The organism is Candidatus Pelagibacter sp. uisw_098, assembly GCF_059512505.1.
On sequence record NZ_CM183454.1, the window covers coordinates 133,535 to 147,141 of the forward strand.

The following is a 13,607-nucleotide window of genomic DNA, read 5'->3' on the forward strand; positions in this document are numbered from 1 at the left end:
AAGATTTATATTTTTTTTATATATTCCATAGTTCTTGTATCAATTATGACTTTATCACCACTATCAATAAAGGGAGGTACTTGAATATTTATTCCATTGTCTAAAGTTGCAGGCTTATAAGAAGAGGAAACTGTTTGACCCTTAAGTGCTACATCGGTTGTTTCAATTGTACATGTGACTTGATTTGGTAACCCTACCATTAGCGGCTCTTCGTTGTAAAAGCTTATGCTTACCTCTAAGTTTTCTGTCAGCATTTTACCCTTGTCACCAACAACCTCTTTCTTAATATTAATTTGTTCATATGACTTGGGGTTCATAAAATGATAATCTGTCTCATCATCATAAAGATAATTAAATTTTGTTTCATCTAGTGATGCTTTTTCCACAGATTCACTTGATCTAAATCTTTCATTTAATTTTGTATTTTTATTTACACTTTTCATTTCAACTTGTGCAAATGCACCACCTTTACCAGGCTTAACGTGTTGTGTTTTTAGAACTTGCCAAAGATCATTTTTGTATTCAATTAACATGCCAACTCTAATTTCACTTGCGTATAATTTCATTTTAATTTTTTAATAGCTTCTAATGGTTTGTATTTTTTATTATTCCAAATGTAGCCTGAAATAGCTAAAAAGTTAGCTTTATTCAATAAAAGTTTTCTATAATTATTAAGCTTTATGCCACCAATGACCACTATTGGCAGAGATGTTATTTTTTTAACAGATTTTAATATTGTTAAACTAGCTCTATATTTAACTATTTTAGTTTTAGACGCATAAAACGCTCCAAAAGCTAAATAATCAGCACCAGCCTCAATAGCTCTCTTTGCTAAATTAATAGAATTATGACAAGTGATACCAATAATTTTATTCTTTAATATTTTTCTGGCTTTTATCAGATCCATATCTTTTTGACCTAAATGACAACCGTCTGCATTAAGTTTTTTAGCAAGTAGAGGATCATCGTTAATTAAGAATTTAACTTTATATTTCTTGCAAATTTTCCTAATTTTTTTACCAATAATCAGTTTATTTAGATTTGTTTCTTTTTTAAGTCTTAACTGAAAGAAACTTACCTTTCCTGAGCTTAATATAAGAGCTAAATTAATATAAAAATTTTCATCCTTTATTTTGTTTGGGGAAATTAAATAAACAAATTTCTTGTCTATTTTATTTTGCTTCAAGTTCTGCTGACCATTTGCCTTGAGCCGCAAGTGTGCACATATTAGCCCTGTGGTTGAAGATTCTTTGAGTACCATTGATATTTTTAATATCTTTTGACCAAAATTTAAGTGCGCTTTGTTGCAAAGCTCTTCCATATGAATAGGTCATAATAAAATTCGTATCGTTGTTTTTATTGATCAAGTTTAAATTTTCAGTTGCCTGTATTTCTGTTTGACCTCCTGATAAAAAAGCAATTCCTGGTACACTTGTTGGTACATTTTCTTTAAGACATTTTAAAGTGAGTTTGGCAACTTCTTCACTTGATAATTCTTCACCAGATTTATTTCCTGGTAGAATCATATTTGGTTTTAATATTATTCCAGTTAAATCGATTTTATTAAGTATTAATTCCTCAAAACATTTTTTAATAACTTCTGAAGTTTTGTTAAAACAATCTTCTGCTGAATGGTTTCCATCCATCAAAACTTCTGGTTCTACTATTGGAACCATTCCACACTCTTGAACGAGTGCAGAGTATCTTGCAAGAGCATGAGCATTTGAGTGAATTGACAATTTACTTGGGTACTTATTTGAAATATTATAAACTCCTCTCCACTTCGTAAATCTAGCTCCAAGCTTGTAGTATTCTTTTAGTCTTTCTCTTAAGCCATCTAGGCCTTCTGTAATTTTTTCTTCAGGTGAGCCTGCTAAAACTTTTGCACCAGTATCTACTTTTATTCCAGGAACAGCACCGGAAGAAGAGATTAGATCGGGTATAGTTTTATTTGAATTTGAAGTTTGTTTAATTGTTTCATCATACAAAATTACCCCACCAATATAATTTTTCATTCCCTCAGAAGAGAAAAGGGTTTCTCTAAATAAAAGTCTATTTTTAGAAGACGATGGAACATTTATAGCTTCAAGTCTCTTAGTCATGGTTCCAGTACTTTCATCAGCCGCAAGTATACCCTTACCATTTGACAAAACTTTTAAAGCAATTTTATTTAATTCAGACATATTAATTTAAAGCTTTTATACCAGGAAGCTCTTTTCCTTCAAGATATTCTAAAAAAGCCCCACCAGCAGTTGAAACAAAATCAAAATTATTAACCGCACCCACACTATTTAATAAAGCAACTGTATCTCCACCTCCCGCTACTGAATAAATAGTATTAGCTTTATTTTTTTCAACAATTTTTTTCATAATTTCTAAACTCCCTTTAGCAAAACTTGGGTTTTCAAAGTAACCAGCGGGACCATTCCATAAAATAGTGTTACTTTCTTCAATAATATTGTTAATATTCTTTATTGATTTAGGACCAATGTCCAAAATTAACTCATTTTCAGAAACATCGTTTAACTCTTTTATTTGCGCTGATCCATTTAAGTCTTTTCCTACAGTGACATCTTCAGGATAAATTATCTTGCAATTTTTTTTTATTGAAAGTGAAAAAATTTCTTCTATTATTTTATCACAATTATCTTCTTGAATAGATTTACCAATATTATGACCTTTGAATTTGAGTACGTTATTAGCCATTCCTCCAACAATTATAATATTATCAAATTTAGGTATTAAATTTTTAATAACATTGATCTTAGTTGATATCTTGGAACCACCAATAATACAGGTTATAGGTTTTTTAATCTCAGAGGTAATCTTGCTTAAAGCATCAATTTCTAGATTCAATTGAAGGCCAGCGTATGAAGGAATGAATTTAGTGATTTCAAAAATTGAGGCGTGTGCTCTATGTGAGCATGAGAAAGCATCATTAACATAAATGTCAGCTAGACTTGCTAAATGTCTTGCAAACACATTGTCATTTTTTTCTTCCTCTTCATAAAATCTAAGATTTTCCAGTATTACAATTTTTTCATTATTAGCATCAAATAGGTCGGTAGATTTAATTTTTTTTATATTTTTGGAAATGAGCCTTATATCTTGGTTTAATTTATTTTTTAGACTTTCACATATCGGTTTAAGAGAAAGCTCATTTACAACTTTACCTTTAGGTCTACCAACATGAGACAGTATTATAACCTTAGTGTTACTTTTTAATAAAAAGTTAATAGTAGGTAAAATTTTATCTATTCGAGTTGTATCAGTAATTTTTCCATTATTTAATGGAACGTTTAAATCTAACCTAAGCAATACTTTTTTTTGATTAAGATTGGTCTCGTCCTTTATATTTCTCATTAAGAGATTTGATCGAGATATTCAGCGATATCACACATTCTATTTGAAAAACCCCATTCGTTATCGTACCAGGCTGATATTTTCCCCATATTACTACCAACAACACTTGTTAATGAAGCATCTATGGTTGCTGATGTGGAGTTGTGATTAAAATCAATTGACACTAGTTTTTCATGAGTAATTTCTAAAACTCTTTTAGATTGTTTTTTAGAAGCAGTAGTAAAAGCTTCATTAATTTTTTCTTTTGTTATTTCTTTTTTTGTACAAAAAACAAACTCTATTAGTGAAACATTAGGAGTGGGAACTCTCATGGCCACACCTTCAAGTTTTCCTTTTAAGGAAGGAATAATTTCACCTATTGCTTTTAATGCCCCTGTAGATGTTGGGACAATTGATTGACTAGCAGATCTGGCTCTTCTAGGATCTTTGTGTGAATTATCTAAAATTCTTTGATCACTAGTAAAAGCATGAATAGTTGTCATAAATCCTTTTTCAATTTCAAAATTTTCATTTAAAACATTGGCAACAGGAGCCAGGCAGTTAGTTGTACAAGAGGCTGCAGAAATAATTTGATCGTCTTTAGTTAAAATATTTTCATTTACTCCATAAACGATAGTTTTGTCCGCATCTTTACACGGTGCAGAAACAATAACCTTTTTTGCTCCATTTTTTATGTGAGATAATAATTTTTCTTTAGAGTTAAATTTTCCAGTACATTCAAAAACGTAGTCAACATCAGATTTTTTCCAATTTATATCTTCAATATTAGATTCTTGAGAAAATGAAATTTTACTTTTATCTATAATTAAGTGATTTTCATCAAAGTCTAAATCTGCATTAAATTTTCCATGGATTGAATCATATTTAATTAAAGTGCAACTTGCTTCAGAATTGGATCTGTTATTAATATGTTTAATTTCTATATTTTTATTTTGGCTTTCAATAATTGCACGAATTACCATTCTGCCAATTCTTCCCATTCCATTGATTCCAACTTTAATTGTCATATTTAACCTTTTATTAGGTTTTTGGTTTTTTTTGAAATATTTTCTGCCGTTAATCCAAAATATTTGTAAATCTCTTTGTAGGGAGCGCTTTTCCCAAACGTATCAATTCCAAAAGCCAAACCTTCTGTTCCAATATATTTTCTCCAACAATCTGTTGAGGCAGCTTCAACAGATATTTTAAATTTTGTTTCACCAAGAATTTTTTGTTTATAGGATTTTGATTGTAGGTCAAAAACATCTTGGCAAGGTACTGATACAACTTTAGAGTATATCTTATCTTTGGCCAATTTATGACTAGCTTCAATTGCTAAATTAACCTCAGAACCACTAGCTAGTATAGTTAACTTAACTTTTTTGTTAGTTCTCAAAACTTCATACGCTCCGAAAGAGCATTTGTTTATATTTGAATATTTTTTTCGAATAGGATCAAGGTTTTGTCTAGTTAAAGATAATACACTCGGTGTTCCTGAATTTTTCAATGCTAATTCCCAGCACTCTATAGTTTCCATTCTATCTGCGGGCCTAAAAACATTTAGGTTTGGAATGGATCTTAATCCAGATAGTTGTTCTATTGGTTGATGTGTTGGACCATCCTCACCTAAACCAATTGAATCATGTGTCATTACATAAATAACACGCTGCTGCATCAAGGCTGATAAGCGAATTGAAGGTTTGCAGTAATCAGAAAATATTAAAAAAGTACCACCATAAGGAATAAATTTACTATGAAGGGCAAGCCCATTCATTATTCCAGACATTGCATGCTCTCGGACACCGTAATGAATATAATCACCATTAAAATCTGCAGATTTAATAATGTTATGATATTTTGTTTTAGTATTATTAGATCCAGCTAAATCAGCTGAACCACCAATTAATGTATTATTTTCTTTAGTGAGAGCATTTAGAGTTAACTCTGAGGCTTTACGTGAAGCTAAACCTTTATTTTCTTTAATAGAATTTTGTTTCTCAGATTTTAAAGCCTTAGAGAAATTATTTTTGAAAACTTTATCTATAACTTGCTTTTTTCTCTTGTAAACTTTGCTCCAGGTGGACTCAATTTTTGCTCCTTTGTTACCAATTTTTCTCCATTCGTTCAAAATATTTTTTGGAATTTTAAAAGGTTCATTTTTCCAATCTAACACTTTTCGAACTAGTTTAATTTCATCTGCACCAATAGGACTGCCGTGTGAAGAGGCTTTTCCTGACTTATTGGGTGACCCATAACCAATTTTTGTTTTACATGAAATGACTGTTGGTTTTTTTGCATTTTGAACTTTTTTTAATGCTGTAAAAATTTCTTTTTCATTATGACCATTAATTAAAATATAATCCCAGCCATAACTTTCAAATCTCTTTTTAAAATTATCTGAAACTGCTAAATTAGTTGGTCCATCTATTGATATTGAGTTGTTATCAAAAAGCATAACTAGGTTTTTTAATTTTAAATGACCAGCTAAACTCATTGCTTCATGACTAATTCCTTCCATTAAACATCCGTCTCCAGCTAAAACATATGTTTTATGGTTTATTACTTCTTTACCTAATCTTTTTTTTAAAATTTCTTCAGCAATTGCAAATCCAACAGAGTTAGCAATTCCTTGCCCAAGTGGACCTGTTGTTGTTTCAATTCCAGTGCCAGGATGATATTCAGGATGTCCTGCACAAATAGATTTTAATTGTCTAAAATTTTTAATATCATTTAAAGAGATACTTTTGTAACCAGTTAAGTGTAACAAAGAGTAAAGAAGCATAGATCCATGACCAGCAGATAAAACAAATCTATCTCGATTAAGCCAATTTGGATTTTTTGGATTAAATTTAAGAAAATTTTTAAACAAAACTGTTGCCACATCAGCCATCCCCATGGGCATACCAGGATGTCCGGAGTTTGCTTTTTCAACAGCATCTATTGACAAAAACCTTATTGCGTTTGATAAATCTTTATGTAGTTTGTTCAAAAATATCCTATCTAGACTTAGAAGACTCAATTTAATAATATAAATATATATATATGAAAACAGACAGTGAAAAAGAAAAAAAACTTAGTTTTGCCCTTAATAGATTAAAGAGTTTAGATTTACAAAACCCATCCTTAAAGACTAATCTGGAAAATTTAAGTTCTCAAAAAAATCAATTAGAAATTGAAAAAAAACAAATAGAAGAAAAATATCAAAATCTAGAAAGTGAATTCAGGGCCCTTAATCAAAAATTAGAGGATATTAATCAACAAAAAATAGATGAACAAAAAAAAGAAATAGAATTTTCAGAAAAAATAGATGAATTAAATCAAGAAACGGATACTTTATTGGAAGAAATAGACAAATGGCAAATGTAAATATTAAATTTAATGGTAAAGATTTTCTGCTTTCTTGTGATGATGGACAAGAAGAGCACTTAGAGGAGCTGTTAACTCATATTAATCAAAAATTCAGCAATTTAAAGAATGATTTAGGAAACATAGGGGAGAATAAACTTTTATTAATTACAGCAGTTCAAATAATGGATGAATATTTTGAAACTAAAAAAAAAGTAGAACAGAAAAAGAATGAGTTAACAAATCTTTCAAATAAATTTAGAGAACTAAAGTCTTTAGTTTATGATTATAGAGATCAAAAAGAAGAAGAAATGAAACGGTTATCTCAAGATCATGAAGATTTTAAAAAAGAAATAGAAAAGAATAAAGAAGATTATGAGAAAATAATTGAAGAAGCTGCAGATGAAATTGAAAGTTTTGTCGAAAAAGCAAATTTAGAAAATCCAGTCCAGTAGACTTGTGTTAAAATCTAAATTAAGAAAGAAAATTCTTAAGATTAGAGAGAAAACTAATAAAAAAAAAATTCAAATTGATTTTAATCAAATAATAAAAATTCTTAAAAAGGAAAAAATTAATAAAAAAATTATAGGTGGATATTATCCTGTAAACTTTGAGATAGATGATTTGGTATTGTTAAGAAAATTCGAAAAAAATAGATTTAATATTTCCTTACCCGTAATTAAGAAAAATTTTCAGATGGATTTTTATAAATGGTCATTCTTTGATCCATTAAAAGTAAACAAATATGGAATACCTGAGCCAGAAACCAAAAATCTAGTTTACCCAGATATTTTGTTAATTCCTTTGGTGGCATTTGATAAAAATTTAAACAGACTTGGATATGGTGGTGGATATTATGATCGATTAATTGAAAAATTATCAAAAAAAAAAAATGTTATAAAGATAGGCTTAGCTCTTTCGATTCAGAAAATAGATAAAGTGCCAATTAATGTATATGATCAAAAATTAGATTATATTGTAACAAATAAATATATTATAAAATGAAAATACTTTTTTTAGGTGACGTGGTTGGTATTTCAGGACGATCGATGGTTTTGAGCAGTTTACTTGCAAAAATAAAAAATGAAAAAATTGACTTCGTAGTTGTTAATGGTGAAAATGCAGCTGACAGCGGTGTGGGCATTACAGAAGAAATATGTAAAGATTTTTTTAATTGTGGAGTAGACGTGGTTACAACTGGTAACCACGTGTGGGATCAAAAAGAAACAATGAATCATATTGAAAAGGAAAACAGGCTTCTCAGACCTAAAAATTTATTTGAACCATCGCCTGGAAAAGGATTTGGAATATTCACAGCTAAAAATAACATGAAAGTTGGTGTGCTTAATTTGATGGGAAATGTTTTTATGAAAAAATGTGAAGATGTATTTGAAGCTGCTGAAAAATTTTTGAAAAAATATAAGCTAAAAGAAGATTATGATTTTCTATTAGTTGATTTTCATGGCGAAATAACAAGTGAAAAAGCGGCCATGGGTCATTTTTTTGATGGTAATGCAACACTAGTTATTGGTACTCATACACACATTCCAACAAATGATACGAGAGTATTAAAGGGGGGTACAGCTTACCAGACTGATGCAGGTATGTGTGGTGACTACGATTCTGTTATCGGAATGAATAAAGACAATTCAATTAACAGATTTTTAAAAAAAAAATCTACCAAACATTTTCCAGCAATTGGAGAGGCTAGTTTGTGTGGTGTGATTGTTGAATGTGATGTAGAAACAGGGTTAGCAAAAAACGTAGAAAATTTTATACATGGAGGAGAATTAAAAAATTCTCATTAATTATTATGTCAGGTCATTCAAAGTGGGCAAGTATAAAACATTCTAAAGGTAAAGCTGACAAGCAAAGATCTAAAATATTTTCTAAATTATCAAAAGAAATTAGTGTAGCTGCAAAATTGGGTGACAAAGACTCAGATATGAATCCAAGACTTAGATCTGCAATTCAAGCTGCAAAGTCAGCTAACATGCCCAAAGATAATATCGAAAGAGCTATTGCTAAATCATCTGCTAATACTGAAACTAATTATGAGAATTTAAGATATGAAGGATTTGGTCCAGATAAGATAGCTGTGATTGTAGAGGCATTAACAGATAATAAAAATAGAACTGCCTCCAATGTTAGAACTATATTTGTAAAAAGTGGTGGAAATTTAGGGACACAGGGATCGGCATCACATAATTTTAATCAACTGGGCATTATTAAGATAGATAAAAAAGAAATATCTGATGAACAAATTTTTGAATTAGCAATTGAATCAGGAGCTGACGAATGTATTTCACACGATGATTATCACGAGATTCAATGTGCAATGAATGAGATTTATATTGTAAAAAAAAAATTAGAGAAAACAATTGCAAATTTTATTTCAACTAAAATTGAGTGGGTACCTTTAAATAGTGTTGACGTTGAAAAAGATAAAGTAGAAGCTGCAATTAATTTTTTAGAAACACTAGAAGACGATGATGACGTTCAAAACGTTTTTTCAAACATAAATTTTGGAAATAATTAATGCTTATAATTGGAATCGACCCAGGCATAACGGGCTCTATTTGTTTTTTTGAAGATGGGAAAATAATAGATGTAGTGGAAATGCCAAATATGGCAGAGGGTAAAAAAAATAAAAAACAAGTTAATGGTGCTCAAATTTATCATGAAATTTCTTTGCGCATTAAAAATTTAAAAAAAGAAGAAATTAAAGTTGTAATAGAACAAGTTTCAGCCATGCCAGGACAAGGTGTAACCAGTATGTTTAATTTTGGTCAATCTTTTGGAATTTTAAAAGGCATATGCTCTGCCATGCAATTATCAATGTATTTTGTAAGACCTGCTAAATGGAAAAAATATTTTAATCTTATAAATTCTGAAAAAGATGCCAGCAGAACTAAAGCGATAGAGGTATTTCCTTATTTTTCATCACAATTATTAAGAAAAAAAGACTCAAATAAAGCTGATGCAATCTTGATTGCTAGTTTTTATTACGAAACCTATAAATTAGAAGAGTAAATTAAATCTAATAAAGTCAAATTCATGACACATTTAAGTGTGAAATCTTAATTATGGAAGCTGATATTACATCTCAAGCAGTAGGACTCGCATCAAATACAGATTTTTCCTTATGGAGCTTATTTATACGAGCAGATTTTATTGTAAAATCTGTAATACTTATGTTAATTGGCTGCTCTATTTACTCATGGGCAGTAATCATTGAAAAATTTAGATTATTTAAAAAAATTAACTTAGAATCAGAAGAATTCGAGGAAAAATTTTGGAAATCGAAATCAGCAGAAACTTTCTACAATAGTCTGCCAGCAGACTTAGATAACCCCATGGCTTTATTATTTAAAGATTCAATGCAAACTTTATTAAAAGCAAAAAATAAATCCAATCTTAGCGAAAGAATGAGCAGTGTGCTTGAGGTCAATATTGAAAAACAAATAGTAACACTTGAAAAAGGGTTTACATTTTTGGCAACAGTTGGATCTACCGCTCCATTTATAGGTTTATTTGGAACAGTTTGGGGAATAATGAATTCATTTCAATCGATTGCAATTTCAAGAAATACAAGCTTGGCTATTGTAGCACCCGGAATAGCAGAAGCTTTATTTGCAACAGCACTAGGTTTATTGGCTGCAATCCCAGCGGTTGTCGCTTATAATAAATATAATAACGACTCTAAAAAATATTCACAAAAATTAGAAAACTTTTCTAAAAGATTTTTATCAATAATATAAAATGGCTTTTAAACTCAACCGTTCATCTAAAGAACCTATGAGTGAAATTAATGTTACACCTTTTGTAGACGTAATGTTGGTATTATTAATTATTTTTATGGTAACAGCACCATTATTAACAGTTGGAATACAAGTTGATTTACCTGAAAGCTCAGCAGATTCATTGCCCGAAGAATTAGAACCATTAACTTTATCCATTAACTCAAAGGGTGAAATATTTATTCAAGAGTCTAAAGTTGAGTACGATAAAATAATAGCAAAAATTTTAGCTGTATCTAAAAATAGAACAGATACTAGAATTTATGTTCGAGGAGATAAATCAATAAACTATGGTAGAGTTTTAGAAATAATGGGAATGTTATCTGGTTCTGGCTTTACTAAAGTAGCATTAATTTCTGAGCCATATAAAGAGAGGTAATTAAAGTGAATAGAAATGTCATTATTTCTTTTGGATTCCATACTTTGCTAGTCATAATTACAGCTATGAGCTTACCATTTCTTGCCAAAAAACCGATTGATCTTCCACCTATTGTGTCAGTTGAACTCATTCAAATCACAGACAAAACCAATATTCCCTTTGCACCTAAGGCAAAAAAAATAATAGAGAAAGTTAAAGAGAAAGAAAAAAAACTAGTTTCTGAACAAGCACCACCAAAAAAAATAAAAAAACAAAAACCTGACGCCGTTCCATTACCTGATGAAAAAATAGAAAAAATTAAGAAAATTAAAGATGAAAAACAAAATCCTGAAAAAGTAGAGACGGAAATTAAACAAATTTCAGAATTTGAAAAAAAAGAACTATTTGATACCAATGATATTGCAGCATTAATTGATAAATCCAAGACTGAGAGTGCCGAAACAAATAAAAAATTAGATAAAGTTACTCAAGATCAAGATAAAGAAATGGATTTTGGTGGATTAACATTAAGTGAAGAAGATGCCCTAAAAGCTCAAATTTTTGGATGTTGGAGTATTCCTCTAGGGCTGCCATTTAACGAAGATTTATTAGTTAGAATTAAGTTACAATTAAAACCAGATGGCTCTATTATAAGAACAGAGATTCTTGACCATGCTAGAATGAATAGTCCTGGACAAGGATTTTATAAAGTATTAGCTGAAAGTGCATTAAGAGCTATAAAACTTTGCCAACCTCTTAGAGTGCCTAGTACGGGTTATGAGAGATGGAAAGATATGCAGTTAAATTTTGATGCAAGAGAAATGTTAGAAGGATAAAATGTTATTTAGATATTTATATGTATTATTAATCTTATTACCTATTAAGGCCTTTGCTTTAATTGAAGTTGATATTACTAGGGGAAATTTAAACCCCTTACCTGTTGCCGTTTCACCTTTGGCTATAGACAAATCTTCGAAAGATAATTTTAAAAAAATATTAAAAAAAGAAAACCTTGGATTGGAAATATCTGCCATTGTTGAGAATAACCTAAAACAATCTGGCTTATTTAATCCTCTTAATAAAGAAGCGTTTCTTCAAAAGCCAGATATTGCAAATTTAAAACCAAGGTTCGAAGATTGGAATTTAATAAAAGCTCAAGCTCTAGTAACAGGCAAGGTTACTTTTGTAGATGAAAAATTAAGAGTAGAGTTTAGATTGTGGGATGTTTTAGCTGGAAAAGAAATGATGGCATTAGCTTTTACAACCGTGCCAAATAATTGGAGAAGAGTAGGGCATATAATAACAGACAAGGTTTATGAACGTTTAACTGGTGAAAAAGGTTATTTTGATACAAGAATAATTTATATTTCTGAAGAAGGTCCGAAAACTAATAGAATAAAAAAATTAGCAATTATGGATCAGGATGGGTTTAATAATAAATTTTTAACTCTTGGCAATGAGTTGGTTTTAACGCCAAGATTTAGTCCAACCAATCAAATGGTTACATATCTTTCATATTTTAGAAATTTACCCAGAGTTTATTTACTTGATATTGAAACTGGAATGCAAGAAGTAGTTGGCGACTTTCCAGGCATGACGTTTGCTCCAAGATTTTCTCCTGATGGAAAAAAAATTATAATGAGTTTTGCTAAAGATGGAAACTCAGATATATATACAATGGATCTTGAGAATAGAATTGTTGAGAGAATTTCTAACCACCCTTCAATTGACACGTCACCCTCTTATTCTCCCGATGGAAAATATATTACTTTTAATTCTGACAGAAGTGGTTACCAACAAATTTATGTCATGAATAGTAATGGGAAGAATGTTAAAAGAATTTCATTTGGAAATGGCTTATATGGAACACCCGTATGGTCTCCAAGGGGTGATTTAATTGCATTCACAAAACTACATAAGGGAAAGTTTTATATTGGAGTTATGAGAACGGACGGAACAGGTGAAAGACTATTAACTGAAAATTTTTATCAAGAAGCACCCTCTTGGTCTCCAAATGGAAGAGTATTAATTTTTTATAGAGAGACAAAAACCAATATAAAAGGAGAAGGCTTTTCAGCTAAATTATGGTCTATTGATCTAACTGGTTATAACGAAAAAATGGTTGAGACAGAAACAGATGCATCAGACCCATCATGGTCATCATTATTAAGTAATTAACTGTTAAATTGCTTGATTTTTTAACTTGAAACATCTAATTAGTTGTGAAAAAGTAAGTAATTCAAATAAGAATTAAGGAGCAATAATGAACCTAAGTAAAACTTTAAAAAACGGATTTTTAATATTAGTAGCATGTTTAGTTTTAAACGCTTGTGCAACTAAAAAGACAGAAACAATAGGGCAACTTCAAGGTGATGTTTACACCGGGTCAGAATCGGTTGAATATTTAGCATCAGGTGTTCCTGACAGAGTTTTCTTTGCAACGAATGAAACAGTTCTTACAACTGCTTCAAGAGAAACTTTAAGAAAACAAGCTGCGTGGTTAAGAAAAAATTCAGATATTAATGTTGTATTAGAAGGTCATGCTGATGAAAGAGGTACAAGAGAGTACAACTTAGCATTAGGAGAAAGAAGAGCTAATTCAGCGAAAGACTATTTAATGACTTATGGAATTTCTTCAGACAGAATTTCAGTATTAAGTTATGGTAAAGAAAAACCTGTAGATTCAGGCTCTAATCCTTTGTCATGGTCAAAAAACAGAAGATCAGTTACAGTTAAAGCTAACTAGTAAAATAAATTTATAA

The 13,607-nt window shown here is 30.1% G+C and carries 17 protein-coding genes; 11 read left to right on the forward strand and 6 right to left on the reverse strand.

Annotated elements, in window-relative coordinates:
- Positions 1-5: 5 nt before the first annotated feature.
- From efp to tkt, 6 genes are read right to left on the reverse strand one after another with little or no spacing between them, the layout of a single operon-like run.
- Positions 6-566 (reverse strand): elongation factor P, encoded by a 561-nt coding sequence (gene efp, locus AC5YF9_RS00715; protein WP_415304157.1) that lies wholly within the window; start codon positions 564-566, stop codon positions 6-8.
- Positions 563-1,186 carry a thiamine phosphate synthase gene (gene thiE, locus AC5YF9_RS00720; protein WP_415304158.1) on the reverse strand — a complete coding sequence of 208 codons (624 nt, stop codon included), beginning with the start codon at positions 1,184-1,186 and terminating at the stop codon, positions 563-565. The genes efp and thiE overlap by 4 nt, the downstream gene beginning before the upstream one ends.
- Positions 1,173-2,183: a class I fructose-bisphosphate aldolase gene (locus AC5YF9_RS00725; protein ID WP_415304159.1), complete on the reverse strand. Its 1,011-nt coding sequence runs from the start codon at positions 2,181-2,183 to the stop codon at positions 1,173-1,175. Before AC5YF9_RS00725 ends, thiE begins: the two co-directional genes overlap by 14 nt.
- Position 2,184: 1 nt before the next feature.
- Positions 2,185-3,363 carry a phosphoglycerate kinase gene (locus tag AC5YF9_RS00730; RefSeq protein ID WP_415304160.1) on the reverse strand — a complete coding sequence of 393 codons (1,179 nt, stop codon included), beginning with the start codon at positions 3,361-3,363 and terminating at the stop codon, positions 2,185-2,187.
- Positions 3,363-4,370 carry a type I glyceraldehyde-3-phosphate dehydrogenase gene (gap, locus tag AC5YF9_RS00735; protein ID WP_415304161.1) on the reverse strand — a complete coding sequence of 336 codons (1,008 nt, stop codon included), beginning with the start codon at positions 4,368-4,370 and terminating at the stop codon, positions 3,363-3,365. Before gap ends, AC5YF9_RS00730 begins: the two co-directional genes overlap by 1 nt.
- Before the next feature lie 2 nt (positions 4,371-4,372).
- Positions 4,373-6,331 carry a transketolase gene (tkt, locus tag AC5YF9_RS00740; protein WP_496169905.1) on the reverse strand — a complete coding sequence of 653 codons (1,959 nt, stop codon included), beginning with the start codon at positions 6,329-6,331 and terminating at the stop codon, positions 4,373-4,375.
- 53 nt (positions 6,332-6,384) lie between these two features.
- On the opposite strand from tkt, the gene AC5YF9_RS00745 reads away from it, so the two are divergent.
- The 11 genes from AC5YF9_RS00745 (at position 6,385) to pal (ending at position 13,591) form a co-directional block, all read left to right on the forward strand.
- Positions 6,385-6,708 (forward strand): 5-formyltetrahydrofolate cyclo-ligase, encoded by a 324-nt coding sequence (locus tag AC5YF9_RS00745; RefSeq protein WP_415304162.1) that lies wholly within the window; start codon positions 6,385-6,387, stop codon positions 6,706-6,708.
- Positions 6,696-7,142: a cell division protein ZapA gene (locus AC5YF9_RS00750; RefSeq protein WP_415304163.1), complete on the forward strand. Its 447-nt coding sequence runs from the start codon at positions 6,696-6,698 to the stop codon at positions 7,140-7,142. The genes AC5YF9_RS00745 and AC5YF9_RS00750 overlap by 13 nt, the downstream gene beginning before the upstream one ends.
- Before the next feature lie 4 nt (positions 7,143-7,146).
- Positions 7,147-7,692 (forward strand): 5-formyltetrahydrofolate cyclo-ligase, encoded by a 546-nt coding sequence (locus AC5YF9_RS00755; protein WP_415304164.1) that lies wholly within the window; start codon positions 7,147-7,149, stop codon positions 7,690-7,692.
- A complete protein-coding gene (locus AC5YF9_RS00760; protein WP_415304165.1) occupies positions 7,689-8,495 on the forward strand; it encodes a TIGR00282 family metallophosphoesterase in 807 nt (268 codons plus the stop codon). Before AC5YF9_RS00755 ends, AC5YF9_RS00760 begins: the two co-directional genes overlap by 4 nt.
- A gap of 5 nt (positions 8,496-8,500) precedes the next feature.
- On the forward strand, positions 8,501-9,226 hold the full coding sequence (locus tag AC5YF9_RS00765; protein ID WP_415304166.1) for a YebC/PmpR family DNA-binding transcriptional regulator: 726 nt from the start codon (positions 8,501-8,503) through the stop codon (positions 9,224-9,226).
- The gene (locus tag AC5YF9_RS00770) at positions 9,226-9,720 is read left to right on the forward strand and encodes a RuvC family protein (RefSeq protein ID WP_415304167.1); all 495 of its coding nucleotides are present in this window, start codon (positions 9,226-9,228) and stop codon (positions 9,718-9,720) included. The genes AC5YF9_RS00765 and AC5YF9_RS00770 overlap by 1 nt, the downstream gene beginning before the upstream one ends.
- 53 nt (positions 9,721-9,773) lie before the next feature.
- Positions 9,774-10,448 (forward strand): protein TolQ, encoded by a 675-nt coding sequence (tolQ, locus tag AC5YF9_RS00775; RefSeq protein ID WP_496169906.1) that lies wholly within the window; start codon positions 9,774-9,776, stop codon positions 10,446-10,448.
- Between the two features lies 1 nt (position 10,449).
- A complete protein-coding gene (tolR, locus tag AC5YF9_RS00780; RefSeq protein WP_168606651.1) occupies positions 10,450-10,866 on the forward strand; it encodes a protein TolR in 417 nt (138 codons plus the stop codon).
- 5 nt (positions 10,867-10,871) lie between these two features.
- Positions 10,872-11,681, forward strand: a complete 810-nt coding sequence (tolA, locus tag AC5YF9_RS00785) for a cell envelope integrity protein TolA (RefSeq protein ID WP_415304169.1) — start codon at positions 10,872-10,874, stop codon at positions 11,679-11,681.
- A gap of 1 nt (position 11,682) precedes the next feature.
- A complete protein-coding gene (gene tolB, locus AC5YF9_RS00790; RefSeq protein ID WP_415304170.1) occupies positions 11,683-13,023 on the forward strand; it encodes a Tol-Pal system beta propeller repeat protein TolB in 1,341 nt (446 codons plus the stop codon).
- 85 nt (positions 13,024-13,108) lie between these two features.
- Positions 13,109-13,591 (forward strand): peptidoglycan-associated lipoprotein Pal, encoded by a 483-nt coding sequence (pal, locus tag AC5YF9_RS00795; RefSeq protein ID WP_415304171.1) that lies wholly within the window; start codon positions 13,109-13,111, stop codon positions 13,589-13,591.
- Positions 13,592-13,607: the final 16 nt, after the last annotated feature.

What these genes read in the sequence shown, in the direction of transcription:
- AC5YF9_RS00770 (WP_415304167.1), top strand. Translation starts at nt 9,226, where the DNA reads ATGCTTATAATTGGAATCGACCCAGGCATAACGGGCTCTATTTGTTTT.
- AC5YF9_RS00725 (WP_415304159.1), bottom strand. Translation starts at nt 2,183, where the DNA reads ATGTCTGAATTAAATAAAATTGCTTTAAAAGTTTTGTCAAATGGTAAG.
- gap (WP_415304161.1), bottom strand. Translation starts at nt 4,370, where the DNA reads ATGACAATTAAAGTTGGAATCAATGGAATGGGAAGAATTGGCAGAATG.
- pal (WP_415304171.1), top strand. Translation starts at nt 13,109, where the DNA reads ATGAACCTAAGTAAAACTTTAAAAAACGGATTTTTAATATTAGTAGCA.
- AC5YF9_RS00765 (WP_415304166.1), top strand. Translation starts at nt 8,501, where the DNA reads ATGTCAGGTCATTCAAAGTGGGCAAGTATAAAACATTCTAAAGGTAAA.
- tolB (WP_415304170.1), top strand. Translation starts at nt 11,683, where the DNA reads ATGTTATTTAGATATTTATATGTATTATTAATCTTATTACCTATTAAG.
- tolR (WP_168606651.1), top strand. Translation starts at nt 10,450, where the DNA reads ATGGCTTTTAAACTCAACCGTTCATCTAAAGAACCTATGAGTGAAATT.
- AC5YF9_RS00745 (WP_415304162.1), top strand. Translation starts at nt 6,385, where the DNA reads ATGAAAACAGACAGTGAAAAAGAAAAAAAACTTAGTTTTGCCCTTAAT.
- AC5YF9_RS00750 (WP_415304163.1), top strand. Translation starts at nt 6,696, where the DNA reads ATGGCAAATGTAAATATTAAATTTAATGGTAAAGATTTTCTGCTTTCT.
- AC5YF9_RS00730 (WP_415304160.1), bottom strand. Translation starts at nt 3,363, where the DNA reads ATGAGAAATATAAAGGACGAGACCAATCTTAATCAAAAAAAAGTATTG.
- efp (WP_415304157.1), bottom strand. Translation starts at nt 566, where the DNA reads ATGAAATTATACGCAAGTGAAATTAGAGTTGGCATGTTAATTGAATAC.
- tolQ (WP_496169906.1), top strand. Translation starts at nt 9,774, where the DNA reads ATGGAAGCTGATATTACATCTCAAGCAGTAGGACTCGCATCAAATACA.
- AC5YF9_RS00760 (WP_415304165.1), top strand. Translation starts at nt 7,689, where the DNA reads ATGAAAATACTTTTTTTAGGTGACGTGGTTGGTATTTCAGGACGATCG.